The sequence below is a fragment of the Halomicrococcus pelagicus genome, from assembly GCF_050954125.1.
This window is the reverse complement of record NZ_JBPBWC010000028.1, coordinates 1-24864: the sequence shown is the minus strand read 5'-3', so window position 1 is coordinate 24864 and position 24864 is coordinate 1. Positions and strand designations below refer to the sequence as shown.

Below are 24864 nucleotides of genomic sequence, written 5' to 3'. Positions count from 1 at the left end.
GGATTAGTCGGCTGCGCAGTTGTTAGGGCCTAGTTCCAGGTCGGCTAGCTCGTTGTCAGGAACTGATTCCTGTCCCACGTTCGTCCGCTTGACGCGCTCGAAGTTCGGCGGATGATCTGGGATATCCGATGCGAGTTCCGCGACGAAATCCTCGCGGTCACGGTCGAGATCTTCGTTTCGATCTTTGACGTCACCGAGCGTCGCGGTCACCGGTGGTTCAGGTGAGCCAGGATCGTGCGCCGGCAGCACGAGTGTGTCGTCCGGTCGCTCCAGCAACCGCTGGAGGCTCTCGTAGAGCGTCTCGGCATTCTGTTCGACGTCGGAATCTTCGATTCCTGATTCGACGCCGAGTTCGACACGGCCGACGCTCTCGTGGAAGAGCGTGTCGCCAGTAACCAGTGCTGCATCCTCGATATCGAACGAGACACTTCCCTCACTGTGGCCGGGCGTGTGGATGACCTCGATGTCGAGACTGCCGATAGTCAGAGTCTGGCCATCTTCGAGGGGCGTTGCGTCGAGAGCGAGCGCGTCCTTCGGGTGAAGGTAGTAGGAGACATCGTGTTGGTCAGCGAGGTCTGCAGCGCCGGAGACGTGGTCGGCGTGGGCGTGGGTGTCGATGACGCTGACGAGGTCGGCGTCGTAGTCGTCAAGAATCGTCTCGTACTCGTCGAGGTAGTGAGACGGGTCGAAGACGGCGGCTTCCCCGTCTGCGATGAGGACGTGCGAGAGACAGCCTTTCCCCGGGCGTGCGACCTGAACGAGTATGCCATCGAAGTCCACGGGGATGGGTGCATGGCCGTGGACGCGACTCCAGCCGTTCATGCCGTCCGTGAGCGTCTTCGCGTCGTACTCGAGATCCGTAAGGACCTCCGTTGCGGTCTGTGAGACGACGCCCGCGGTACAGACGGTAACGATCTCCTTCTCGTCGGGGAGGTCTGCAAGCGTGTCTTTCGCCGCGTCGGGATTGTCACGCAGTTCGTCGTAGACATCGACGTTGGTACTGTCCGGGATGTGCCAGTCGTAGTACTCCTCCTCGTGGCGAATATCGAGTACGAGCAGGTCGGCGTTAGCATGTAGTCGTTCGCCGAGTGCTTCGGGACTCATCTCCGACATTGATGTTTGCCTATAGGGGAATGGTTAGAATATAGGTGGTGCCGGACATAGGCGGCACTGTTAATTGATTCGAACTCGAAGATATTTCTATGAGTCTCTACGAGGCCTCGTTCCGGGTCAAATACGAGTGTCCGTATCGGGAGATCTCGGAGCGCCACCCGGATCTCACTCGCAGTGGTGCGAGCGGAATCCCACGACTTTAGTCGTGGGTAGCTCAAACGGAGCAGTATCGGGATGGGGAGTCGTGGGAGTGTCGGTGGGATAGGCATCCCAACAGTCACAACGAACGGGAGCATTTTCATCCGCCGCCGGATGCGGCGACGCCTGGTGAGGATATGGTGTTCGCGAGTGATTGGCGGGAGGTGATCTCGCGTGTGGTGTCGGAGTTGAGTGAGCGTATCCAGTCGTTTTGGGAGTAGACAAGAGGCTGTTCTTATCCCGGTGTAAGAGGCTAGTACGGCTAGTACGTGTAGTACTAGTGATGTCAGTGGGTGGTGGAGTGAGGTGATGAGTACCGCGTGGACCCGTGAGATGCTGGCGGGGTACGATTGGTCGGACGTCTCGCACGTGTGTGACGTGGGCGGTGGGCACGGCCATCTGCTCTGTTCACTGCTCGACGAACACCCGCATCTCGAAGGTATAGTCCTCGAACGTCCCGACGTCCTCGAGGAGGAGAACCGATTGTGGGCGCTCGAGATGGGTGTGGAGGATCGGTGTTCCTACGTTACCGGGGACTTCTTCGAGGCGGTGCCGGCGGCAGACGTTTACCACCAAACGTATGAATAGGGGGTCACTGAAAATAACTCGCTCGGGATGCCTCTTCGAGGTATCGACTCCTGGTTCACGGAATCCGACGCGCATCCTGAGATTATCGATACCGTATCCAAATCGTGCTGCAAATACTCATCCGTTAGTACTTTTAAACAGGAGATACGTATTGCGTACTGGTTAAAGAATATGGAGCCGCAAACCGTACTCATACCGGTCGAGTTTCCCGACCCCGACCCGCTCCCGTCTACGTTCATCGACTGTCTCACCTCGTGTCGGGTGCTGTTACTCGGGGTGTACGAGATACCATCGAACGTGGATGCGGACGAGCGACAGCGCCGAGAGGTCGAAGCCTACGATATCCTGTACACGCTGGCGAACCAGTTCGCTCAGAGCGGCGAGACGGCGGACGTCGAACTGGTCATGGACGAGGACGTGAGCGACGTCCCCACGACGGTCGCCGAAGACCGCGACGTCGACGCGCTGCTCGTCCCGAATCCCATCACGACCCTTGGCAGGGTACTGGTTCCCCTTCGAGAGGCGAAGTTCCAGGAGCCCGTCACCGACCTCGTGAGCACGCTCGACGAGGACGTCCTCCTGCACACGACGCTGTTCCACGTCGCCGACAGCGACGACGACGTGGAGGCAGGGCGCGAGATGCTGTCGACGGTCCGCGACCACCTCGTCGACGAGGGATTCCCGCGGACGCGCATCGACACGGAGGTGGTCGTCTCGGACGACCCGCCGTTTGCGATAAGTCAGGCAGCGCGCGACTACGAACTTCTGGTGATGGGCGAGACGCAGGAGTCGTCGCTCGAGCGCGTGTTCGGCAAGACCTACGAGTCGATTGCAGAGCAGACGGATCGACCGATAATCGTCGTCCGCGAGTGACGACCGTCTTCCCGGGGACGTGAATTACCGTACGCGCTAGTTCACGAAACCGGAGAGACGACGACGGAAATCGGTCGAGCAGTCCACTGTCGACGCGTCTCGAATCGCGTTGGTCTCTCTCGCTGCCAAGGAATCCTCGTTCGCGATACCGAGTCAGACTACTCCTCGACCGGGTCGGCGGTGAACCCCGTGAGCAGGTCTTTCGAGACGCCGCCGCGCGAGAACACGGTTATCACGTCGTCCGGCTGGACGCGCGTCTCCCCCTTCGGTGTGAGCATCGTATCGCCGCGTTCGATCGAGATGACGAGAAGCTCGGTTTCGATGAGTCCTTCTTTCCCGGCTTCTTCGAGCGTCCTCCCGGCTATCGACGCTCCCTCGTCGACGACGAATTCGACGACTTCAGCGTCACCGGAGAGGCTCATGAAGTCGGTGAGTTCGAGCCGACCTTGGCCTTCGTCTGGACCGAACGGATGGTACGGATGGGAAATCTCGTTCTGGATCAGACTTTCCTCGACGATCTGGAGCCCGTGATCCGTGAGCTCCCGGGAGATACGAGCGAGGTCGTTCGTATCGGTGCCGACGGCCTTGACCTGGAGGTTCCCCTGGCCGCTCATGAGTTCGCGGACGTTGACGACGCCGGAGATGTCGAAGATGCGTTTGGCGAGCGCTTCGCGGTCGGAAACATCCGCAGTACAGGTGTAGAGGTTCGTCAATCGTCCGTCGGTCCGTTCGAAGTCGATGGCGGCGTGGAAACCGGTGATGATGCCGTGGTCCTCCATCTGCTGGATGCGGTTGCGAATCGTCCCCGGTGAGACGCTGACTTCGTCCGCTATCTGTGGTGCCGACGTGTCACGCGCGTTTCTCATCAAGTGGTAGATGATTCTCCGGTCAATCTCGTCGAGCCGATAGCCCATACGTACACGTATCTGCACGGAACCAAACCATTTTCGTCCCTGTTCTTCGCGAAGCCGTCACTTGGTTTGCGAACGTCTACCTTCCGGCTTGACTATTGAACACTCGACTGGAACAGCGTTCCCGTGTGCGATACAAAAGGCCGAGCTTCGTTCAGCGTACGGGAAGAGAACGTTCGGTCTGTCGACGCATCCGGCGGGATCTGTGGGACACGGTCCTCCGGTGAAACGTGGCCGGCACGGCGGGCGAACACGCGACGTCGCCACCGCAGCGGCCATCGTTCACGAGAGCGAGCGAAGAGACCTGTTGCGGCAGGTTCGTCCAGATGTCGATGGACACCTTCGTCTGAGAGACACTGACCTTCGGAGCTGTGTCGGTTTGGGTCGTCGAGGATGTCAAGACTCCACGCGACCGAGAAACGACCAGTGAAGCGTCGGCTCATCGTCGGTCGGCGACGGCTCGACTCGCACGCGATAGAGGTACGGTCCGTGTGGGCAGTGTTCGCAACCGTCCGCACAGGACTGCTTCTTCGTCACCAACGTGTATCCATCGCGTTCGTCGATGTCGGCGATCTCCTCGTCGCCGTTCTCTTCGATGAGCGTCGCCATCGATAGCCGCTCGTTCAGGAGGTCCCGTGCATAACCGACGACTGCTCGTAACGCGTCGTCGTCGAGCGACGCCAGCTCGTCGGTGAGCGAGTCTGGAACGCCGGCAGCCACCCGTAGATTATCGGAACCTGAACTACTACCGCTCATAGTCAGTCTTCGAGCCCCCTGTTTAAATATCTAATTAGACAATCCTATATACCCTCGGCTAGCAGAAGCTACCAACAGATGTACGTCATCATCGTCGGCGCCGGAAGTATCGGAACACCGCTGATCGAACTGGCTACTCGACAACGGAACAACGTCGTCGTCATCGAGAACGATGCGGATGTCGCCGAGAAGGCAGCCACCAACTACGATTGTCTCGTCCTCAATGCCGACGCCACGGTCATGGAGAATCTGGAAGAGGCCGGAGCGGACGAGGCTGACGCCATCATCAGCACGACGGACCAAGATGCGGTCAACATCATGGTGATGTTGCTCGCCAAAGAACTCGAAGTTCCGTCGTTAGTTTCGGTCGTCCACAACCCCGAGCACATGCGAGTCTTTCGACAAATCGGCGTTAACGTCCTCGAAAATCCGCAGCATCTCATCGCCGAGTACCTTTTCCGAGCCGTTCAGCGTCCATCGGTCAAGGACTTCATGCACATCGGTGACGAGGCAGAAGTCTTCGAAATCACCGTGACGGAAGGAAGCCCGATTGCCGGCCAGACACTGCAAACGGCAGGAGAGATGGGTATTCTAGGCGACGACGTACTTGTCGTTGCTATCGAGCGCAATGAAACCGTTATTACGCCACGCGGTGACGTCGAAGTTCGAGTCGGAGATCTTCTGACTGTGTTCTCTAAACAAGGATTCACGCCGGACGTTATGGATATGTTTACAGGCTCAGAACGAATCGAGAGCCGTAAATGAATTCAAATATCTACAGCCGATAGTAATCCGCGTGAGCCGTTCTATACCGGCATCGTGTTTTGCAATCTCATGGTTTGATACTACATGTCCACCAAAGCGAGGACGACACCCTGCTCGGGCCGACCAGACAGCTCGGATACCGTTGACAACTAAACCATGGTAAAAGATCTAGAACGAGATCTGGGGTTGTACGCAACGATCACGATCAGTATCGGGGCGATGATCGGGAGCGGAATCTTCGTCCTCCCAGGTTTAGCGGCGAAAAAGACCGGTCCGAGCGTCATCCTCGCGTACCTTCTCGCCGGTCTCATCGTCCTCCCTGCCGCGCTCTCGAAAGCAGAGATGGCTACCGCCATGCCGGAGGCTGGAGGAACGTATCTTTACATCGACCGTGCAATGGGTCCGCTACTCGGAACTATCGCAGGGATTGGGGCATGGTTTTCCCTCGTGTTCAAGAGTGCGTTCGCGCTCGTGGGACTCGGAGCGTATGTCGTTCTTCTCGTATCCATCCCAAGCGGTTATCTGGTGTATCTTAGCCTCGGTCTGGGCGTCCTTCTCATCGTCGTGAACGTCGTCGGCGTGAAACAGAGCGGCCGGTTACAAGCGATTATCGTCAGTCTCGTCCTGCTCGCCCTGGCTGCGTTCGTGTTCGATGGAATCACCTACGTCGACAGCAGCCGATTCCGCCCGTTCACGACGCACGATAGTGGCGGCATCCTCGCCGCCACGGGGTTCGTGTTCGTCTCCTACGCAGGGGTCACGAAAATCGCCAGCGTCGCCGAGGAAGTCGAGAATCCGGGCCGGAACATTCCCTTCGCGATGATCTTCTCCGTCGTCGCGATGATGCTCGTCTACACGCTCACGGTGTTCGTTGTCGTCGGCGTTTCACCGTCTGACGGCCTGATGGCCGATGATATGCTCACTCCCATGGCGTACGCCGCTGGCCAGTTTGCGGGCCGATTCGGCGAACTCGCTCTCGCAACCGTCGCCATTTTCGCGCTGACGAGCATGGCGAACGCAGGAGTGCTCTCTTCCTCTCGTTTCCCGTTCGCTATGAGTCGAGACGCGTTGGCCCCCGAACGATTGAGCGAGGTCAGCGGGCGGTTCAAAACGCCGATCGTTTCGGTTGGACTAACGGGGGTGCTTTTGCTAGGTCTCATCGCTTTCGTGCCGGTCGTCGAACTCGCGAAACTTGCAAGCGCGTTCAAGATCCTTGTTTTCACGTTCGTCAATCTCGCGCTAATCGCCTTCCGGGAAAGTTCGCTCGAGTCGTACTCGCCGGAATTCACGTCGCCGGGGTATCCGTGGGTCCAGATTGCCGGGACTGGTGGTGGGTTGGTGCTGCTGACCCAGATGGGCATTGTCGCGATCGGAGGTGCAGTCGGCATCATCCTCATCGGAATCGTCTGGTATCTAGTGTATGGCCGCGAAAAGACCGAGCGAGAGGGAGCAGCTCTCGATGCGTTACGCCGGTCGGCTGATGCGCAATCGCTCAAGCAGGTGGAAGAAACCTTCGCAGATGGGGGCGGGACGGTGGTCGTTGCGATGGACGAAGACACGCCGCCCGATCGGGAGCAGACGCTACTCGGTGTGGCCGCGAGTGTCGCGGCACGGAACGGAGGACGTGTTCATGCCGTTCGATTCGAGGAAGTCCCGGAGCAACTGTCGCTCTCGTCGGCCACTGACATGGACGCGTCGGATCGGACGTTCGAAGCACAAACGGAGGAGATAGCAGCGGAGCTCCCTGCGGAGATTCTTCCCCGAGAAATCGTCTCACACGACCTGAAGCGAGCGGTCGTCAACTACGCGGACAGCGTCGATGCCGACTTTCTGCTGGGTGAATGGGAGCCCGACCGACTTCATGCAGAACTCCTCGGAAGTGACGTCGACTGGTTCATGAACGGCGCTCCCTGTGACACGATATTCCTCCGCCATCGGGGACTGGACTCGATCGACGATATCACGGTGATAACTCGACGGGGACCGTATCGTCCACTCAAGGTGCTCCTCGCTGATGCCATCGCCGTCCAGCACGATGCCCGGATTCGGTTCCTCACGGCAGTCGAAGAGGAGGCACCCGAAGAACAGGTTACGGCAACGACGACGTACCACGCCGAGCTCGAAAAGCTCTGCACTGCACCAACGGAGAGCGAGGTCGTCCGTACGTCTCACGTCATCGACGGCCTGGTTGCAGCTACCGGTGACACGGACGTTGCCGTCATCGGGACGGTGGCACATTCACGCATCCACGAGTTCGCCTTCGGCGATCCGGCAGTCGAACTTAGCGACCGAATAGACGCGACTGTTCTACTGGCTCATCCTCGCGAGCTGAAAAGCCGAAGTCTCGTACGTGGTCTCGTCGAGAAACTCGCATTCTGAAGGGGGAGGCAGCTAACGCCAGAGAGAAACGACTACACTTCGAGCCGCCGGACGATGGCTTCGCGAACCGACATCGGCGATTCCTCGGGTCCACGCGCCATCACGACGGTCCGATCGGTCTTCTCACCGACCGTCTCCGGAAGTGAGCCGAAGACGGCCTGTGACACCGTTCCCGACCGCGTCGCCCCGACGCAGATCGTGTCGTACTCCGACGCGGCGTCGAGAATCGCCTGTTCGACATCGTCAGCGACCTCGACGCGAGTGTCGTAGTCCATGTACTCGATTCCGGCACGTTCGGCCAGGTCCGCAATCACTGCCTCACCACGCTCTTGCGGGGAGAGACCGTCGTCATCCTCGGCGTCTGGTTCTTGCACGTGGAAGAGTGTGAGCGTAGCCTCCCCGTCCGTCGTAGCGACGAACTCCGCGGCACGCCGAGCAGCGACGGGTGCGTGAGGTCCTTCTCCGGCGAGGGTCATGATGTCACCTTCGCCTCGTCCGCCTTCGGGTCCGAGTTTTACGAGCGTCGCGTCACACGGTGCCCTTCCGATGACCGGGTCGATGGTCGACCCGAGAACGTGCTCTCGGCGGCTGCGAGTCCCTTGCCAGCCGAGGAGCACGTGGTCGGCGTTCTCCTCCTCGATTACGTCCAGGATGACCGACCCGGCGTTCCGACCGACGATCGACCGCGTTCGCAACCCGATATCCAGGTCGTCTGCGATGTCGCGAGCCGATGCTAGAAGTTGTTGCTGACCTTCGACGCGTTCCTCCTCGAAGGTGAGGTCCTGGGATAGTGACGTCTGTTGTGGCACCTCGATCACGTTCACTGCGATAACCTCGGCCTGCTCGTTTTCGTGCGCATGAGCGCTGGCAGCAGCCATCCGGAGGAGATCCCGTTCCGTCTCCGGGTTCGCGACCGGGACCACGACGCGGTACTTGCCCCGACCGTTGGCGAGCGCCGTGGGTTCCGGCGCAATCGCTTCACCGACGAGACTCTCACTCAGGGCGCGGTCACGGGCGTAGACGAAGTACCAGACGATTCCAAACACCATAATGACGGTGCCAATCGCCTGAACGATGAGATTCATCTGGAGCAAGATTGCCAGACAGGCCAGAAAGCCCAGAACCGGGGTAGCGGGATAAAGGATGCTTGGAATCCGGAACGACGGCTTGTACGCCTCCGGGTCAGCACGGCGCAGTACGATAACGGCGACGTGCACGAGCGCGTAGGTGATCAAGTACATGAAACTCGCCACCTCGGCAAGCGTGCCGACGCCGACACCGACGCCAATCAGAACGAGCGTGATGATTCCCGTCGCCGAAATCGCGCGATACGGCGTCCGGAAGTGGTCGTGAACCTCGTTGAGCCAGTTGACGAGGATTCGATCACGACCCATCGCGAAATTGACGCGCGCCGCCGAGAGAATACTCGCATTCGCGCTCGAAACCGTGGCTAAGACGGCTCCGACAATCATGAGCAACGAACCAATCGTCCCCATGAACTCGGCAGCGACGTCGGCGACCGGAATCCGGGAGTTCGCGAGGGCAGTAATCGAGAGCGTCCCGGTCGAGACGTACATTACACCGACGTACATCAACGTCGGCGTCACGACAGCCGCAATCATCGCCAGTGGGAGGTTCCGACTCGGATTTTTGATTTCCTCGGCACTGGTGGCAATCACCTCGAACCCGATGAACGACACGTAGACGGTACCAATCGTGGCCGCAACTGCAGGCCAACCGTTGGGATTGAACGTCTGAATCGTCGGCCCGTCGACGATGCCGAGTCCGAGGAATCCGACGATGAGGCCGAGGAGCGAGAGGACGATGACGTTCTGAAGTGCGCCGGTCTCCTTGACACCGTAGTAGTTCACAGCCGTCAGAAGAGCTGCCATCACGAGCGCCGCGACGGTGATTCCAATGTCACCCCATCCGGAGAGGAATGTCAGATACTGTCCGAGACCCGGGAGAAGATACTGCCCGAACCCGATCATATAGAATGCGCTCGCGAACGTCAGGCCGGCCCACATACCCCACCCGACGATACTCCCGAAAAACGGCCCGAGTGCCTGGTTCACGTAATAGTAACTGCCGCCGGCCTTCGGCATCCCGGTCGCTAACTCCGACAACGAGAGGGCAGCCAGCAGCGACACCATTCCACCCCCGAGGAATGAAATCATGCTCGCGGGACCGGCTTGATTAGCGGCGATGCTCGGGAGGACGAAGATTCCCGCCCCAATCATCGTTCCGAGACCGATCGTATAGGCCTCGAGGAAGCCGAGGTCCCGCGCCAGCTCCTGTTCTGATTCGCTCATTGTGTGTCCTCCTCGTCCGAGTGATCCGGAAGCACGATAATCGGGATATCGCTCTTGTTCACGAGCCCTGCGGTCACGTCACCGGTGAGAAGCTTGAGCCACTGGCTACTACCACGCGGAGTAATGACAATCGCACTCGCATCCAGGTCATGTGCAGCATCGATGATCGCCGCTGCAACGTCCGTGCCGTACAGATACTCGGTTTGTAACTCGACGTCCTCCAACCCGTCAGCGACTCTTTCGAACGCTTCATCAGCGAAGAGCTCGCGTTGTTCGACTGATGCCTTATCCGGAGCCCCGCCTGCTTTCTCGATGACGTGGACTGCGATGACCGTGCTGGTAGTCGCGTCTACATACGGTGTGAGTGCTGCTGTGGTTGCTTCCGCATCGTCTTTATTCGCAACCGGAACGATGATTCGTTGGAATAGTGTGGAAGACATACTGATCTATCTGTTTATTCGTATAGAGAGGATGCGACTGCATGCTGATAGCGCATTGCACATACGGACTTGGTGGGAACCCGATGTCTTAGTTCATTCGCCTGCAACCGGTGAGTGAGGTGGAGGAATGGGCGGCGTCTTGTGGATATCTTAGTAGAGGCGAAGCCACAGCCATCTCTCCGGCCAGCATTAAAGAATTGGATTCAGCATTCCGGAGAACGAATCAGTAGATTATATATCCCCAGGACGGTAGCCGCACATTATGGGGCGACGACTGAAGCCGCTGGCTCGCGATCTCGGACGGATTCTCGAAGCTCTCTCCGGAATGATATTTCTCTCCATTATCGTCGCCATCGTCTGGGGTGAATACTACGCGATTCCCGCGCTGGTCATCTCGGGGATGGTGCCGCTCGGACTCGGTCACCTCCTCACGACGCGATACCCCGACCCCGAGGACATCGGGAAGCTCCACGGCATGATGATCGCCGCGTCCGGCTGGTTCTTCGTCGGGGTGTTCGGAAGCCTCCCGTTCTACCTAATCGCCTGGACGGTCGCACTCGACCCGTACGGCGGGCCGCTGGCCGTCCCCGCGAACGTCGTCACTCCGACCCTCGCCGCGTTTCAGGACCCGCTAAACAGCTTCTTCGAGTCGATGTCTGGAATCACGGGGACGGGGCTGACGATGACCGACGACGAATCGGTGCTTCCGCGCACTCTCCAATGGTGGCGGACGTTCATCGAGTGGGTCGGTGGTGTCGGGGTTATCGTCCTCACGACGGCTATCCTCGCCCGACCCGGGTCGGGGTCGCTGACGCTGTACGAGAGCGAAGCCCGCTCCGAGAAGATTCATCCAAGCATCGTCTCGACCGTCCGAACAATCTGGTGGATCTTCATCCTCTTCACGTTCCTCTCGATCAGCCTCCTGTGGCTGGCCGGGATGCCGCCCTGGGACGCTATCAACCACGGGATGACGGGCCTCGCCACCGGAGGGTTCAGCGTCACCGACGGTAGTATCGGTGCGTACGACAGCCCTCTCATCGACTTCGCGATGATTCCCGTCATGGTCCTGGGGAGCATCGCCTTCCCGGTCCACTACCTGATATTCCAGGGCGACCTGCGGAACCTGTACACGGACATTCAGACGCGGTGGCTCTGGGGCTACTTCACGCTCGGGTCCGTCGCGCTAATCGGGATCCTATTGCTGAACGGCACCTTCGAGACTTCGCAGGTCGTCGTGACCAACGGTGTCGTGCTGACGGGGACCGCAGCGACGCTGTTCCAGACGATTCGATACGGGTTGTTCCAGTTCGTCTCGGCGGCCTCCTGTACCGGTTTCGGGACGACCGGCGTCGGCGACTGGTCACCACAAGCTCAGCTGACGATGTCGCTGGCGATGTTCGTCGGCGCAGCCGCCGGATCGACGGTGGGCGGTATCAAACTCATCCGTGCCATCACCCTGATTCGAGGGACCGCCTTCCGCATTCGAGGCATCTTCTATCCCGAGTCGGCGGTTCGCTACCTCAACCTCAACGGGCGTCATCTCTCTGAGATCGAACTCAGCCGTGAGTTCGAGGAAGCATCGATCATCGCGTTCCTCTGGATGCTGTTCCTCGGAATCGGGCTGGCGGTCCTGCTGTTGACCATCGACCCGTCGTTCACGCTGGAAAACGCTATCTTCGAGGTTGCCTCCGCCCAGGGCAACGTCGGCCTCTCGTCGGGCATCACCGGCCCTGACATGCCCGTCGCACCGAAGGTGATGTTCCTGTTCAATATGTGGATAGGGCGGCTCGAAATAATCCCGGTGCTGGTCCTGTTGCGGGGCCTGTTCGACACCTTCGACCTTTACCGATAACGATGAATCCGGAAAAGCTCCCCTTCGTCGGTGCGGTGTTTCGATTCGGTGCGCGCGACCGCGTACTCGATACTATCCTGCTCCTCGGCCCGGTCGTCATCCTTGCATTCGTCATCCTCGGGCGAAATCTCCTCACGAAGACCGTCACAGGACTGTACATCCTCTCGTTCATCGGATACGTGCTCTATAATGGTATTCGTTGACGGTCGGTGTACGTGAATAGTTCTGGGCTCTTAGCCGAGCGCGTTCAGAATCGTGGATTTCTGGCTGCAGATCGCTCACGGATTCGTCGTAGTGCGCGTATGGCGGATGAACTGTATCACGGCGGCGAGAAGGATGAGACAGATAACGATCATCGTGCCCTGTGAGACGGCCGCGATAGTTGATTCGACTGCTTCACCAGTTAGCAACGCGATTATGTCTGGGACTCCACGCGCTGATCCCAGCGCTCCGAGCACTGCCAGCAGGCCGATTCCGTAGGCAGCCAGTTGTTGCCGATCCGTCTGTTGGTATCCCACCACTCCCAAGATGGCGATGAGAACGCCGAAGACGGCTGGAATGAGCGCCGTGATACTCGCAAAGTCGGAAAGCACGTAGGCACCGACGCCCAAAACGACGAGTGCGACTCCGAGTATGATGCCCAGCATGAATGCGGATGTCCTTGAGCTCGTCATATACGGAACCTTGTGTGGGGCAGAGGTATAGGTTTCTATCTCTCTACGAGGAGAGAATCCCGCCGTAAACGGCGGGAGTGAATCCGACATCTCTCACACTGCTTTGGGGAAAACTGATTGCAGAAATATGGTGTAATATATAAAATAAGTCTAAGTGATTAACGGACAACGAGTTAGATATGGTAACGCCGGCAGTTATCGATACTGGGTTCGGGGTTGCTGGACTCCTCACGCTACTCGTAGCTGGATATTGGGGAGTTGCGCGACATGACCACCGACGAGCACTTCGAACCGGTGCGTTCGTCGTGCTCTGGCTTGCGGGGATACTGCTCAACGGCTGGCAGAATATGATGATTATGGCTGTTGCAATGGCAACACTTTCATTCGTATGGTTCCTGACTCGCCCTACTGTTCGATCTCAGATACGGTAACATCGAGCCAGGTTCGGCCGGCTATCTGCCAATTAGTCTTCGAGGTCTGTAGGCTGTGACTCGTCCTCTTTTTCGAGAAACCCGTGGTACGGACAGACGTATTCATCTCGGATGATCCGTTCGTCGACGATATCGAGACCGAGTTCGTCGAGTTCGCCAGCGATTCGGTTGAGATCATCGTGACTCTGTCCAATGGCGTTCACATACACGTTACATTTACCGGTCATGATTTCGCGGACAGCTGTGACACCGTGCACCTCTCGGGCTTTGTTCGCAAGCGTGTCTCGATTGGTGACCGGTGCCGTACAGATGATTTTGGTGTACAGGGGATAGCCAGCCAGATCGTAGTCGATATCGAGGTGATAGCCGCGAATGATACCGCTTTCTTCGAGCTTTTGGATCCGCGTTCGAACAGTGCTTGAAGATAGATCGAGTTTCTCTGCGATGTCGTTCGAGGATGTCCGTCGAGCGTCTTGCTGGAGGTAATAGAGGATGGATCTATCGACCGAATCAAGTTCGCCGTCTTTCATGTATTGGGTGATTCGTTGTCCGGAGTATTATTCTTGTTTGCTTGTTTCGATGACTGGTAACTCGGGACTTAGCTGAACCAGACAGTATCGTCGTTCAACAACTGCGAATTCGTAGTCCAATGTAAACGTCAATTGATTCGTCGAATCTAAAGACGGTTCGACGAAATACGGGCAATATTTTGACGCTCCGTCAATTAAGTCGACTCATTTATAGTGTTCCGTGTGTTAGTAGCAGTGTCGACCACAGTTCGGTATCACAGAAACATGCCAGCAATCACCGACAGAATCATGAGTATAAAACAGACCCGACTAGCGGATGAGAAACTGTCCAACGGGGGAATCGAGGCTGAGTATTTTGTTCTCGGTGGCGCACACCTGGGCACATCGATAGCACGGCGCCTCCACGCCGAAGGTCACCCCGTCAGCATTGTCGACGAAACACACGATTCAACAGAGTTACCAGGACTGCATGGGAATCCAGAAAACATCCAGGTGCTGGAGGAGGCCGGCGTTTCCGAGACGTCGACGGTCATCGTGGCGACATCGCGGGACAGCCGGAATCTACTCATCGCGCAACTCGTACGCGTCCACTTTGATGTCTCCGAAATCCTCGTACTGGTGAACACTCCCGACAGATACGATCTTGTTGCCGAGGTCGGTCACGAGCCGATCTGTGCGACGACTGTACTATCCGACACAGTCCTCGACAGCCTGGAAAATATGGAACTCAAGCTTGGGTATACTGCATGAAGGAACTCGAACGAGACCTCGGCCTGCCGTCTGTCCTCGCGATAAGCATCGGTGCGATGATCGGCAGTGGAATCTTCATTCTCCCCGCACTCGCCCTCGAAATCGCTGGACCTGCCGTAATTCTCGCGTATTTAATCGCTGGCCTACTCGTTGTCCCCGCTGCGCTCTCGAAGTCAGAGATGGCCACTGCGATGCCGGAAGCTGGGGGAACGTACATCTACATCGAGCGAGGAATGGGGCCCTTACTTGGGACTATTGCCGGCGTCGGAACGTGGTTCTCCCTCTCGTTCAAGGGTGCACTTGCGCTCGTTGGCGGTGTTCCTTATCTATTACTCCTGTTTGACCTCCCGCTGAAGCCGGTTGCCCTAGGACTGGCAACAGTTTTAATTCTGGTGAACCTCATCGGGGCGAAACAGACGGGGCGACTCCAACTGGGTATCGTCGTCGTCATGCTGGCGGCACTTGGCTGGTTCGCCGCCGGAAGCGCACCTGGTGTTCAGTCAGCTAACTACATCAACTTCTTCGATGCAGGCATCGGCGGTCTGCTGGCCGCCACCGGGCTGGTGTTCGTCTCGTACGCTGGCGTCACGAAGGTCGCGAGTATCGCCGAGGAGGTCGAGAACCCAGGTCGAAATATTCCGCTCGGCATTCTTGGATCACTCGCGTTCACGACGGTCCTCTACGTAGCAATCGTCGCAATCCTGGTCGGAATAACGGATCCTGGAAGCGTCGCCGGGTCTCTGACACCGGTCGCCGTCGCCGCCGAAGTGACGCTCGGACAGGCCGGCGTCGTCGCTGTCATCATCGCAGCTATTCTCGCGCTTATTTCGACCGCCAACGCTGGAGTCCTCTCCTCGTCGCGCTACCCGTTCGCAATGAGCCGAGACAGGTTGGCTCCGCCGTCGCTCTCGACGGTCAGCGACCGGTTCGGGACCCCGGTGATCTCGATTACCTTGACGGGTGCAGTGTTACTGATACTCATCGCGTTCGTCCCGATTCTCGAGATTGCAAAGCTCGCCAGCGCCTTTCAGATCATGGTCTTCGCGCTGATCAACCTCACCGTCGTCGCCTTCCGAACGGGGAATGTGGAGTATGACCCCGAGTTCACATCGCCACTGTATCCCTGGATGCAGATCTTCGGTACCATCACCGGAGTGTTGCTCCTCACGCAGATGGGAGCTGTCGCCCTTGTGGGAGCTCTCGTCATCGTACTCGGTAGCATCGGCTGGTATCTCCTCTACGTTCGACCGCGGGTCAGCCGTGAGGGTGCAGCCACCGACGCACTCCGGCGGCAGGTCGGAAGGGACGCTCTTACGGATGTCGAATCCACCATGGCAGAGCACACCCACGAGGTTCTCGTCGCACTCACGAAAGACGGGGACGACGACCGCGAACGCGCACTCGTCGCGTTGGCTGCCGATCTCGTTCGCCAAGACGACGGGCGTGTAGTCGTCGGCCGGTTCGAAGAGATACCCGATCAGGCGCCGCTCACCGAGCAGGCAACGGTCCAGTCGGCGTCGGATATCTCGTTCGAAACACGGATGGAATCACTCTCGACGGAGTTCGACGTTAGTATCGAAGCCGACGAAATCGTCAGCCACGATACGAAACACGCAATCGTTAATTTCGCAGAGGAACGCGGTGTGGACACGATCGTGGCCGAACACGAACCACTGCGGCTGCGGTCGCGGCTGTTCGGCGACCCGATTGACTGGGTCGTGCGGCACGCACCGTGTGACGTGCTCCTCGTGGACAACCTCGGCTATGATCGTCCGGAACGGATCGTCCTCTCCGGGGAGAACGGACCGTACCCGCCTTTGGCAGTGAACGTCGCAGAGACTGTCGCCGCAGCAAATGAGGGAGGTATTTTCCTCTGGTATCCCACAAACCATGGGAGTACCGATCAGCACAGGCGCACGATCGACGAGTACCGGTCGGAGTTGGCTGCGATGCTCTCCATGCCGGTCTACGGTGAGCCCCTCTGGACTGACGGTGGGCAACCATCTCGACCTGACTTGTTGGTCCGTCGCGGGGCCGATGACAGGCTTCGAGATGCGCTGTTCAACGACCGGCCGGTGTTCCCGAGTCCGGGCTGTACGACGGTCACTGTCTATCCCCACGAATCGCGCAGACCAAGTCTCGTGCGTCGGCTACTTGAACGAATTACGTTCTAACTAGACGCTGGTTCCAACGCAGGGGTTGCTCCCCTCGTTGCAGCATAAGCGCTGATATTGATGGCTGTGTTTCATCACCAGAGTCCCCAGAAGAACGCACTACTGGCCGTCGTGACGATGGTCGACGCTGGACGGTCGACGGATGATGTTGCAGTCTCGAGTGTCGATTCGTAGGCGATCAGGCCAGCCTCACGTGCGCGGCTTGCCATTGACTCTTCGTCGACGATGGCGACAGACTGGTTCTGTGCCGCTAGTCGGCTCACGAGCGTGAGACCGATTGGTCCGCCCCCGAGTACGAATGTTTCTTGGGTTATGTGGTATGGCCCCGAACCACTCCTCTGAGGGCGACGTTCGGTGGTTGCCCTTCGATAATCTTCTGTATAGTATAAAATTTCTAAAAACGCTATCTATTCAAGTTTTCATATGGAAATCTTCCAGAATCGCAAAATTCGATTAGGATTATACAATAGGTAGGTTCCACCGTAATCTGAAAAGTGAGTCTCTCCCATTCGGATGGCTGCAATCCGGCGATGAGTTCCATTGGCGATCTAGATTGCGAGCTACGATCTCAGTGGACCATATCGAGGAGGAAGATGAGGAGAAAGCCGGCGAAAAACAGCGTCGTTGACGTCGGCGTCTCCGGAACTGTCTGTGCTTTCACGAGCAACTCCTCGGTCACGAGATATAGGAGAGCGGCGGAACCGAAGGAGAGCACGACTGCGATTGCTACCCCGGTCACGCCGTCGAATACCAGTACTCCAGTAATTACTCCGGTGAGGAGAAGGCCGCTAAATCCGACAGGTACCGCGAGTTTCTTAAGTGCTGCCATCCCCGACGGTAACGCGATGACGCCGGCAACGCCGAGAAATAGGATTTCGATGGCGAGTGCCACCGCGATAAGAATTCCTGTGGCCGCTTCCGTGAGAAACGTCACACCGATCAGGACGCCGTCGATGAGCATGTCGATACTCACGGTGATGAGAAGGCTTGACGCTCCCGCGACCTTCCCGCCAATACCCCGCTTTTCGATGTACTTGCTGAGCTGATGAATCCCGAGCATGGTGGCAACGCCGATTGTGAACCCGACTACTACCACGCTCGGAGCACGGCTGTGGATATCTGGGAGTAGTTCGGCGGCGACGGCGGCAAATACAACGCCCGCCGCGAAGTGCTGGACATTACTCTCCATCTGCGGCCCCGGCGGGCGGTAGATGGCGATCAACCCACCAGCAAGTGCCGCCACGACGGCCAGCATCGAGTACAAGAGTGCTTGCACGAGTGTCTCGGACATTCGTTGGCTTTTTGTCTTCCACGCAGTTGAGGGCTATCACCAGTCTTCCCGAGGACAAGCCATACCCCTGTTCGAGTTCATCGTCTTTTCTGCGCCAGTGGTCGAAGTCGTCGCTCGTCCAGAACATGTCCGTATTAGTGACGGCGAGGTTGTTCACGCCGAAGTCAACCCTGAGAACCGCTCCGTTCTCGGTCGCCAGCGGCGGTGTGGCGAGCCTCATTGATGGAGAAGCCGTCCTCGCCCAGTATGGAGTACGGGATATCGTTCTCGACTTAATGTTTAACACTGTTAGCGCCCTGGTCGTTGCTCTACTGAGAACGGCCTATCTGACGGACGTCGCCCAAGGCATGGCACGAACGCTTAGCACATGAAGCCATACGTCTGGCTGTTGGAAGACTTCTACTACGTGTCTAAGCCGTCGAGGACGTCATGGGAATGACGACGTACGGCTGTGATCAGGAGAATGTAAAGAGCGAGAGAATTTTAGTACGTGGACCCAGATAACTACAAGGTTTCTAGCACTATTCCGGCGTAATTCGGAGGTGTTTGAGAGGGTTTCAGAATGTGTGTTGATGAGATTCAGCCAATAGCGTCGCACTTACTAGTTCGTTTTAGTCAGACTGCCTCCTCTGTTCCATCTCGATTTTCATGACAGATAGTCAGAATGAATTGTACTGAGATACGGGCAAAGGACACATCCGTCTTGGAAAAGGACATGAGTAGTGATGACTAGCACCGACGGCTTCGTACGGCGGTCGGTTCTTCGCTCCGGGGGTACGGTCGCAATGACAGCTCTCACGGGCTGCATAGGCGAATTAGGAGATACGAAAACCACTCAGAAAGATACGAGGAGTGGTCAGTCTGACACCTACCGAAATCCCGTGTATAACCACGTGTTTGCAGATCCTACTGTCACCAGCACTGATGGATCATATTTCGCCTATGGAACGTACCAGGATTGGGGACGTCCCGGCCAACGACCACTCATCCCCATTCTACGATCGCAAAACCTCGTCGACTGGCAATTCGTCGGTGAAGCATTCCAGCAAAAACCGAAATGGCGTGACCAAGGGGGATTATGGGCCCCCGATATAGCACGAGTACAGGGACGATACGTACTATACTATTCGTATGCATCCTTCCAGGCAGGTAATCCAGGCATCGGCGTCGCGACCGCTGCCACGCCAACCGGCCCATTCGACGACCATGGTCCGTTATTCAGAAGCAACGAAATCGGTGTCTCTCACTCAATCGATCCGTGCCTTCTCGTTCATCATGGAACACCCTACCTTTTCTGGGGAAGCCATGCCGGAATTTATGGAATTCGTCTCTCTTCGGACGGACTACGCACGACCGGCGAGAAATTCCAGATCGTTGGCGAAGGTGTTGAGGCTGCGTATCTCATTAAACGTGGCGACTATATCTACTTTTTCGGCTCTCGCGGAAGTTGCTGTGAGGGAGCGAAAAGCACCTATCACGTCGTCGTCGGTCGCTCCCGGAAACTACGCGGTCCGTATCAGAACAAGAACGGCGAGAATCTTCTATCAGCAACTGGAACGACGATTCTTCACGGAAGCAATCAGTTCGCTGGGCCAGGCCACTGTGCAGTTCTACGGGGACCGAATGGCGATTATTGGATTCTCTATCACGCCTATGTGCGGTCGAACCCCTGGGTCGGCCCAATGCCTCGACGCGTGCTGATGCTTGATCGACTCGTCTGGAACGACAGATGGCCAGTCGTTCCGAACAAAAAACCGAGTGTGAAACATGCAACGCCACCGACTAACCGATGACCACTACAATAGGGTAAAACTCTCCTACTAGAGGGGACGTTCGGTCAATGGGTTTCAAAGCCGGAGGTAAGGGCCGTGAGCGTGACTGGCGTGGCGCCCGGCCACTACATGACGGCAGAACGTGAGTTAACCGACAAACCTTGCGCTTTGGGGGTAAAGAAGGTGACGAATTATACATAATACTAGTTACTTTTGCGGTGGATAATATGGGAACCGAATATTTACTATGTTTTCGCTTGTGAGTCTCAAGTGTGATTGTAGCAGCTTCTGAGAGTATCGTTTTTGCTTCTGGTCTAATTCCAGATATTGTTGATAATGTCTATGCTGCAGTTGATACTGCAACCGGATGGCCCGGACTCGCGATTATTTTCGTCTACTCGTTCTTGATAGCATTCATACTACCCGGTCCAAGTGAGGTTGTACTTGCTGCACCGCTTGAACTCGGAATCCCGCTCTGGGTACATTTCGGAATTATAATGGGAGTAAGCGCAACGGGAAAGGCCGTCGGGAGTGTCCTTGCGTTCTATCTCGGGCAAGAGGCAAAACAATCTGGTCCAGTCATTCGGTGGCTTCGTCAGTCTCGATTTGATATCATTGAATGGTCGGAGAAACGAACAGTGAAACTCGCCCGCCGATATGGATATAGTGGATTAGCGATTGCACTGTGTGTTCCCTTCTTTCCAGATACACTCTCGATCTATGCATTTGCCATACTCGAAAAAGATTATTTGAAATTCGCAGCCGCAACGTTCATTGGAAGTCTCGGACGTCTTGTTGTAACGATTTTTATCTTTGAAGGAACAGCTACGATTCTTTAACCGATCTCGATGCGATATGCCTCCCAGTCACATATGGAGCTAAAACGCACAAATCACCGATCTGCTGCAGCCCTGTTAGATTTCACGGAGTGAAATCGAGAATATATTGGCTCGTCTGCTAATCAGTGGCTCAAACCGACGATATCTGAACGAGACATTCATCTGAGTACTCTGTTTGAAGTTCACTAACTTTTATTGTTTGTAATTATCTAGCAAACCACTGTATGGTGGATCCATTTAACCGAAGAACATATTTGAAAGGAGTCGCAGGTGGCGTTACCAGCATCGGCATCGCTAATTCAGTGTCGGCACAAAACGCAGAATCGAAATCAATGGAAGAAACGTCAGAAGCATCTTCCTCGAAGACCGTAGAACCTTCCCCCTACACTCCCGTTGTCGAACAAGCAGCCGTCACAGGAGGGGCTACAGCAGAGAATCTCTTTCGGACAGGGGTTGAAGTCGAATATAAAGAGGGTTCAGAAGCCGCTGTGGTAACAGACGCTGATCGTGCTGCTCAGGCTACAGCAATTGATACCCTCAAACGAGCCTATCCAGATGCGCCCATTGTCGGGGAGGAAAAAGTGGGTGAGGCTACCAAAAAAGTACCTAGTTCCGGACTTGCATTTACTGTCGATCCTATTGACGGGTCGTATAACTACACTCGCGGCAATTCGTTGTGGTGTACCAGTGTCGCAGCTATAGAGGATGCAGAAGCTGTTGCAGCTGCAACTGCCGTTCCGGAACGTGATGATATCTATACGGGCAGTCCTGCCGGAGTACAACGAAACAGCGACCCCGTATCGGTCAGTGACCGGACAGATCCAACCGGGTTCATGGTTGCACCAACCTACTGGTGGGGAATGGACAGTCGAGACCAGTTCGCAACCGCGACGAGCGAAGTCGTCAGACGGTTCAACGATCTTCGACGCTACGGCTCAACCCAACTCGCTCTTGCGGCGGTTGCCGCAGGCGAGACCGAAGCTGCCATCACCAACCTCGACGATCTAAATCCGTGGGATACGATTGCAGGTGCTGCGCTGGTCGAGTGGGCTGGTGGGACAGTCACTGACTTACAAGGTAATGATTGGTGTCATGACAGCCACGGCCTCGTCGCGTCAAATAGCGGAGCACACGAGGAAGTTATCGAAGCAACACAGCAAATCGAAGCAGCCGCAGAATAGTGTGATTAGGAGGGCTCATAGAGCTCTTCACGTACTGTCTTGCTGAACTGCTCCCAACCGAATTCTTGATAGGCGCCCTAGGTGAGACGGATCGTGACCAACTCAGAATCTGGATCGTATTTGGTGACGCCAGCCTGTCGCTGGGGCCGCTTGGAACCCTCCCAGTCGATCGAGTCAACGGGGAACGTGGGAAAGAATTCAGCAGCGACGTCAACGGCATGCGTTCGTGCTCGGTCAAGCAGGGCCGCCTGCGTCTCCGGTACGCTATTGGAAGGCGTTGCAAGCGGCGGTCGTCTCGTCGATACTTTCGGTAAGCGTGCGCTGTTCAGTGACGTCCTTGTAAGGAGTCAGTCGAGAGTTCAAATCTCTTCCAAGGCTTCTACCTAGACACCATAACAGGCTCTCGCACCAGCTATGATCGAGAGTCCTCGGGCGACTGTCATCACACCTACCGTGCTGTAGTGCGAGTAGCAACTGACAATCATTGGCCGGGGCCTCTTCGACGCGGAGATTTCCACTACAGTCGCTACACTGGTAGTCCTCGGAAGTGCAGACTGTCTTCGAGCGACGATACCGCCCGATACGCTGGCCACAATCCACGCAAATCAGCCACCAGTTGGACGAGGTGAACCGCTCGCAGTGCTGGGCGATATCGAGGCGGTCAATCCAGCAGGTGAACGATCACAGACGACCGGAAAGATGGTGGGGCGGTCATCGTTGATCTGGCTGGGGTTGAAACGCTCGAGGCAGTCAAAAATGCGTATCTGGCGGCGATTAATCCAGCTGAAAGCGTCTTCGTCCACGAACTTTCGTTATCCGGTCGTTAGCTCGAACGTGTAGAGCCCAGTAAATGTATCACTTCCGACGATCAGTTTGCGGTCACGCGAGTCGTCGTACACCGCCTGCCACGCCATCGGCGGTTCGCCGAGCAGCGAAACCTTGTCGTTCGGCGCGTTCGCCTGCGTCCCGTCGTCGGTTGGATACCGATCGACCGGATGCGGGTTCGTCGGGTCGGTGATGTCGTACACCACCACCCCGTCGTGCCAGTCGGCGGCGACGACGAACGTCGCGTCTCCCCACGGAACGATATTGAAGTGGTGGCCGGTCCAGTCGAAGCGTTCAGCGAACTCGTCGCCCATCCGACGAGCGTTCGGCGAGACAGTGAAGCCGATGGGAATTGGATTGGCCAGCGATCCGTTCTTCCATCCGACGTCGAAAATGTGCTTGCCGCCAGGAACTCCAGATCCCCGCTCGTCTCCAATAACGAGCAAGTCGCGTCGTGGATCGAAATGCCCGTGGTGCGCACTCCCGAAGGCTTCCTCGCCCACCTTCGCCTGATCGTACGGTTTTCGCTTCCGGTAGTCGAAGCGGCCGATCTTTGTCGGGTTTCGCGGGTCGCTCACATCGTAGAGAACGAGTCCGATGAATTTCCCAGACTGGTACGCACAGCAGAGCACCTCGCGCTCCGAGTCAACGTTGATATCGTGACCCGCTCCCTGGGGACCGTACTCGCCGAGTTTCTGTGGGGACGATGGATCGGCGACATCGTACACGTCGAACCCATTCGTCCTCAGTTTGTAGTTCATCGTGTAGAGAACCGGCTTCGTCGGGTGCGGTTCCACGTTGTGCGACTTGCCGTCCGAGACGGTGCCGATGACCGTCGGTTCCGTCGGCTTTCCGGTTGAGTATCCGTAGTCGACGACTTCGAAGTTGCCGGGCCACGTTCGCTCTATCGCCCGATAGTACAGGCCGTTCCGGTGGTCGAACTTGACGTCGATGGTCGGTGCGTCGTTCTTGTTGGGCAGGTAGTGGACCTGTTTCAGCGAAGACGGATCGGCGATGTCAAAGAGATAACTGCCGTCGACGCCCCACTTGGTTCCGAGAACAGCGTAATGGCCATCGTCACGTACGTCCGTCTCCGAATACCCACCACTGGGCTTCGGCGAACTCGACGGGGGCTGGGCCGAGGGGTACAGTTGGTCGAGTTTCTTCAGCGATACGCGACTCGGATTGATCGATTGTCTCTCGGTAGTAGTCGTCGTTGTGCTGTCTTCGCCGTCTTTAGGCTGTGAATTAGAACAGCCAGCCAGGGTCGACCCGGCGAGAAGTGCCCCGGAGACTTTCAGTATGCGACGGCGTTTCTGTTTCTCGCGAGTCATCGGTGATTATGTGTTGGTAAGTTCTTGACGGTGATTTTCAAGAGACAAGACAGATAGATGTTACCGAAATGGTCTCTTTCCCGCCGTCTCCGCGCGTTCAAACAGAGGAGGCGTCGCAGGAAATCTGTTCGACTCTGTCTCGTGTGAGCCAGATCATCAATTTTCTCAGTCGAGGTTCCATCGTCGTCCATCAGAGGACGTAGAGGGAGCGGCCGTTCTTCGTTATACGCCTCTTGACTCAGAAAAAGCGGAGTGGTCGAAACGATCGACGCATCTGACAGGGCCTACTGACCGGTCAGCGCCAGTCTGTCATTGGGCCCGCTCAGAGACCTCTCAGTCGATCGACTCGACGGGGCACGTGGGGAAGTGTTCGGCAGCGACATCGGCCGCATGTGTTCGTGCTCGGCCGAGCAGCGCCGCCTGCGTTGTCGGCGCGCTATCGGAGGCGTCACAGTCGTCGGTCGGCTCGTCGATGCTGTCGGTGAGCGTACGCTGTTCGGCGACTTCGGGACGCGTCTGCTGGCGAGTCATAAAACGGGAAGAAGGAAGGTGAGCAGCAGGTGTCGAGTGCACGTTTGTCGGTCGTCTCAGCCCCGCAGTGTTTACCCGCCAGTAGCGGTGATCGACGTTGCTGTACGTGTCCTGGCCGACGCGTGGACCTGTAACGTGCGTCTCGTTGTCGTTCTCGCTATTCTCCTTATCGTTAGCGGGGAAGGTCTCCAGTGAGGCGGTCGAATTCAGGCATAGAGCACCGTGACTCTCAACCGCTTTATCCTTATCTGAACACTGCCACTGCATGGGTCGCGTTTAGTTAAGGCTGAAGGATGAGGCGGAGCGAATTTCGGCTGGTCAATGGCTGAAATCGCCCGCCTCACT

General features: G+C 57.1%; 22 protein-coding genes and 2 pseudogenes. 13 read left to right on the top strand and 11 right to left on the bottom strand.

Annotated features, from left to right (window positions below; all coding sequences use genetic code 11):
* Positions 1-3 precede the first annotated feature (3 nt).
* A complete protein-coding gene (locus ACRYA2_RS25420) occupies positions 4-1113 on the bottom strand; it encodes an MBL fold metallo-hydrolase (RefSeq protein WP_433634388.1) in 1110 nt (369 codons plus the stop codon).
* Positions 1114-1202: 89 nt separating this feature from the next.
* On the opposite strand from ACRYA2_RS25420, the pseudogene ACRYA2_RS25415 reads away from it, so the two are divergent.
* The 4 genes and pseudogenes from ACRYA2_RS25415 to ACRYA2_RS25405 form a co-directional block, all read left to right on the top strand.
* Positions 1203-1283, top strand: a pseudogene (locus ACRYA2_RS25415) (helix-turn-helix domain-containing protein); the annotation flags it as partial.
* A 66-nt stretch (positions 1284-1349) separates the two neighbouring features.
* A pseudogene (locus ACRYA2_RS26695) lies at positions 1350-1532 on the top strand (toxin-antitoxin system TumE family protein); the annotation flags it as partial.
* An 88-nt stretch (positions 1533-1620) separates the two neighbouring features.
* A complete protein-coding gene (locus tag ACRYA2_RS25410) occupies positions 1621-1899 on the top strand; it encodes a methyltransferase (RefSeq protein ID WP_433634386.1) in 279 nt (92 codons plus the stop codon).
* A 171-nt stretch (positions 1900-2070) separates the two neighbouring features.
* Positions 2071-2772 (top strand): universal stress protein, encoded by a 702-nt coding sequence (locus ACRYA2_RS25405; protein WP_433634384.1) that lies wholly within the window; start codon positions 2071-2073, stop codon positions 2770-2772.
* 158 nt (positions 2773-2930) lie between these two features.
* On the opposite strand, the gene ACRYA2_RS25400 is transcribed toward ACRYA2_RS25405, so the two are convergent.
* Both ACRYA2_RS25400 and ACRYA2_RS25395 read right to left on the bottom strand, forming a co-directional pair.
* A complete protein-coding gene (locus tag ACRYA2_RS25400; RefSeq protein WP_433634382.1) occupies positions 2931-3686 on the bottom strand; it encodes an Lrp/AsnC family transcriptional regulator in 756 nt (251 codons plus the stop codon).
* 393 nt (positions 3687-4079) lie between these two features.
* Positions 4080-4439 carry a hypothetical protein gene (locus ACRYA2_RS25395; RefSeq protein ID WP_433634380.1) on the bottom strand — a complete coding sequence of 120 codons (360 nt, stop codon included), beginning with the start codon at positions 4437-4439 and terminating at the stop codon, positions 4080-4082.
* Between the two features lie 78 nt (positions 4440-4517).
* On the opposite strand from ACRYA2_RS25395, the gene ACRYA2_RS25390 reads away from it, so the two are divergent.
* Entirely contained in the window at positions 4518-5204 is a 687-nt protein-coding gene (locus ACRYA2_RS25390) for a potassium channel family protein (RefSeq protein WP_433634378.1), read from the top strand.
* 186 nt (positions 5205-5390) lie between these two features.
* Complete coding sequence (locus tag ACRYA2_RS25385; RefSeq protein ID WP_433634376.1) at positions 5391-7583, top strand: APC family permease; 2193 nt, start codon at positions 5391-5393, stop codon at positions 7581-7583.
* A gap of 32 nt (positions 7584-7615) precedes the next feature.
* On the opposite strand, the gene ACRYA2_RS25380 is transcribed toward ACRYA2_RS25385, so the two are convergent.
* Together ACRYA2_RS25380 and ACRYA2_RS25375 are read right to left on the bottom strand one after the other, a co-directional pair.
* On the bottom strand, positions 7616-9895 hold the full coding sequence (locus tag ACRYA2_RS25380; RefSeq protein WP_433634374.1) for an amino acid permease: 2280 nt from the start codon (positions 9893-9895) through the stop codon (positions 7616-7618).
* Positions 9892-10335, bottom strand: coding sequence for a universal stress protein (locus tag ACRYA2_RS25375; protein ID WP_433634372.1), 444 nt, complete (start codon positions 10333-10335; stop codon positions 9892-9894). Before ACRYA2_RS25375 ends, ACRYA2_RS25380 begins: the two co-directional genes overlap by 4 nt.
* Positions 10336-10597: 262 nt before the next feature.
* Between ACRYA2_RS25375 and ACRYA2_RS25370 the strand changes: the two genes are divergently transcribed.
* Together ACRYA2_RS25370 and ACRYA2_RS25365 are read left to right on the top strand one after the other, a co-directional pair.
* Positions 10598-12187, top strand: a complete 1590-nt coding sequence (locus ACRYA2_RS25370) for a TrkH family potassium uptake protein (protein ID WP_433634370.1) — start codon at positions 10598-10600, stop codon at positions 12185-12187.
* Positions 12188-12189: 2 nt separating this feature from the next.
* Positions 12190-12390, top strand: coding sequence for a hypothetical protein (locus tag ACRYA2_RS25365; protein ID WP_433634368.1), 201 nt, complete (start codon positions 12190-12192; stop codon positions 12388-12390).
* Between the two features lie 75 nt (positions 12391-12465).
* Here ACRYA2_RS25365 and ACRYA2_RS25360 read toward each other — a convergent pair whose 3' ends face one another.
* Positions 12466-12861 (bottom strand): hypothetical protein, encoded by a 396-nt coding sequence (locus ACRYA2_RS25360; RefSeq protein ID WP_433634366.1) that lies wholly within the window; start codon positions 12859-12861, stop codon positions 12466-12468.
* A 463-nt stretch (positions 12862-13324) separates the two neighbouring features.
* The gene (locus ACRYA2_RS25355) at positions 13325-13822 is read right to left on the bottom strand and encodes an Lrp/AsnC family transcriptional regulator (RefSeq protein ID WP_433634364.1); all 498 of its coding nucleotides are present in this window, start codon (positions 13820-13822) and stop codon (positions 13325-13327) included.
* A gap of 264 nt (positions 13823-14086) precedes the next feature.
* Between ACRYA2_RS25355 and ACRYA2_RS25350 the strand changes: the two genes are divergently transcribed.
* Positions 14087-14572 carry an NAD-binding protein gene (locus ACRYA2_RS25350; protein WP_433634362.1) on the top strand — a complete coding sequence of 162 codons (486 nt, stop codon included), beginning with the start codon at positions 14087-14089 and terminating at the stop codon, positions 14570-14572.
* The gene (locus ACRYA2_RS25345; RefSeq protein ID WP_433634359.1) at positions 14569-16746 is read left to right on the top strand and encodes an amino acid permease; all 2178 of its coding nucleotides are present in this window, start codon (positions 14569-14571) and stop codon (positions 16744-16746) included. Before ACRYA2_RS25350 ends, ACRYA2_RS25345 begins: the two co-directional genes overlap by 4 nt.
* A gap of 74 nt (positions 16747-16820) precedes the next feature.
* On the opposite strand, the gene ACRYA2_RS25340 is transcribed toward ACRYA2_RS25345, so the two are convergent.
* Together ACRYA2_RS25340 and ACRYA2_RS25335 are read right to left on the bottom strand one after the other, a co-directional pair.
* Positions 16821-17009 (bottom strand): hypothetical protein, encoded by a 189-nt coding sequence (locus ACRYA2_RS25340; RefSeq protein ID WP_433634357.1) that lies wholly within the window; start codon positions 17007-17009, stop codon positions 16821-16823.
* A 305-nt stretch (positions 17010-17314) separates the two neighbouring features.
* Positions 17315-18037, bottom strand: coding sequence for a ZIP family metal transporter (locus tag ACRYA2_RS25335; protein ID WP_433634355.1), 723 nt, complete (start codon positions 18035-18037; stop codon positions 17315-17317).
* A gap of 725 nt (positions 18038-18762) precedes the next feature.
* Here ACRYA2_RS25335 and ACRYA2_RS25330 point away from each other — a divergent pair.
* The 3 genes from ACRYA2_RS25330 to ACRYA2_RS25320 all read left to right on the top strand — a co-directional run bounded on the left by ACRYA2_RS25330 (position 18763) and on the right by ACRYA2_RS25320 (position 21829).
* Positions 18763-19830: a family 43 glycosylhydrolase gene (locus ACRYA2_RS25330; protein ID WP_433634353.1), complete on the top strand. Its 1068-nt coding sequence runs from the start codon at positions 18763-18765 to the stop codon at positions 19828-19830.
* A gap of 275 nt (positions 19831-20105) precedes the next feature.
* Positions 20106-20648, top strand: coding sequence for a YqaA family protein (locus ACRYA2_RS25325; RefSeq protein ID WP_433634418.1), 543 nt, complete (start codon positions 20106-20108; stop codon positions 20646-20648).
* 224 nt (positions 20649-20872) lie between these two features.
* Positions 20873-21829, top strand: a complete 957-nt coding sequence (locus ACRYA2_RS25320) for an inositol monophosphatase family protein (protein WP_433634351.1) — start codon at positions 20873-20875, stop codon at positions 21827-21829.
* A gap of 812 nt (positions 21830-22641) precedes the next feature.
* On the opposite strand, the gene ACRYA2_RS25315 is transcribed toward ACRYA2_RS25320, so the two are convergent.
* Together ACRYA2_RS25315 and ACRYA2_RS25310 are read right to left on the bottom strand one after the other, a co-directional pair.
* Positions 22642-23988 carry an LVIVD repeat-containing protein gene (locus ACRYA2_RS25315; RefSeq protein WP_433634349.1) on the bottom strand — a complete coding sequence of 449 codons (1347 nt, stop codon included), beginning with the start codon at positions 23986-23988 and terminating at the stop codon, positions 22642-22644.
* A 333-nt stretch (positions 23989-24321) separates the two neighbouring features.
* Positions 24322-24519 carry a hypothetical protein gene (locus tag ACRYA2_RS25310; RefSeq protein ID WP_433634347.1) on the bottom strand — a complete coding sequence of 66 codons (198 nt, stop codon included), beginning with the start codon at positions 24517-24519 and terminating at the stop codon, positions 24322-24324.
* Positions 24520-24864: the final 345 nt, after the last annotated feature.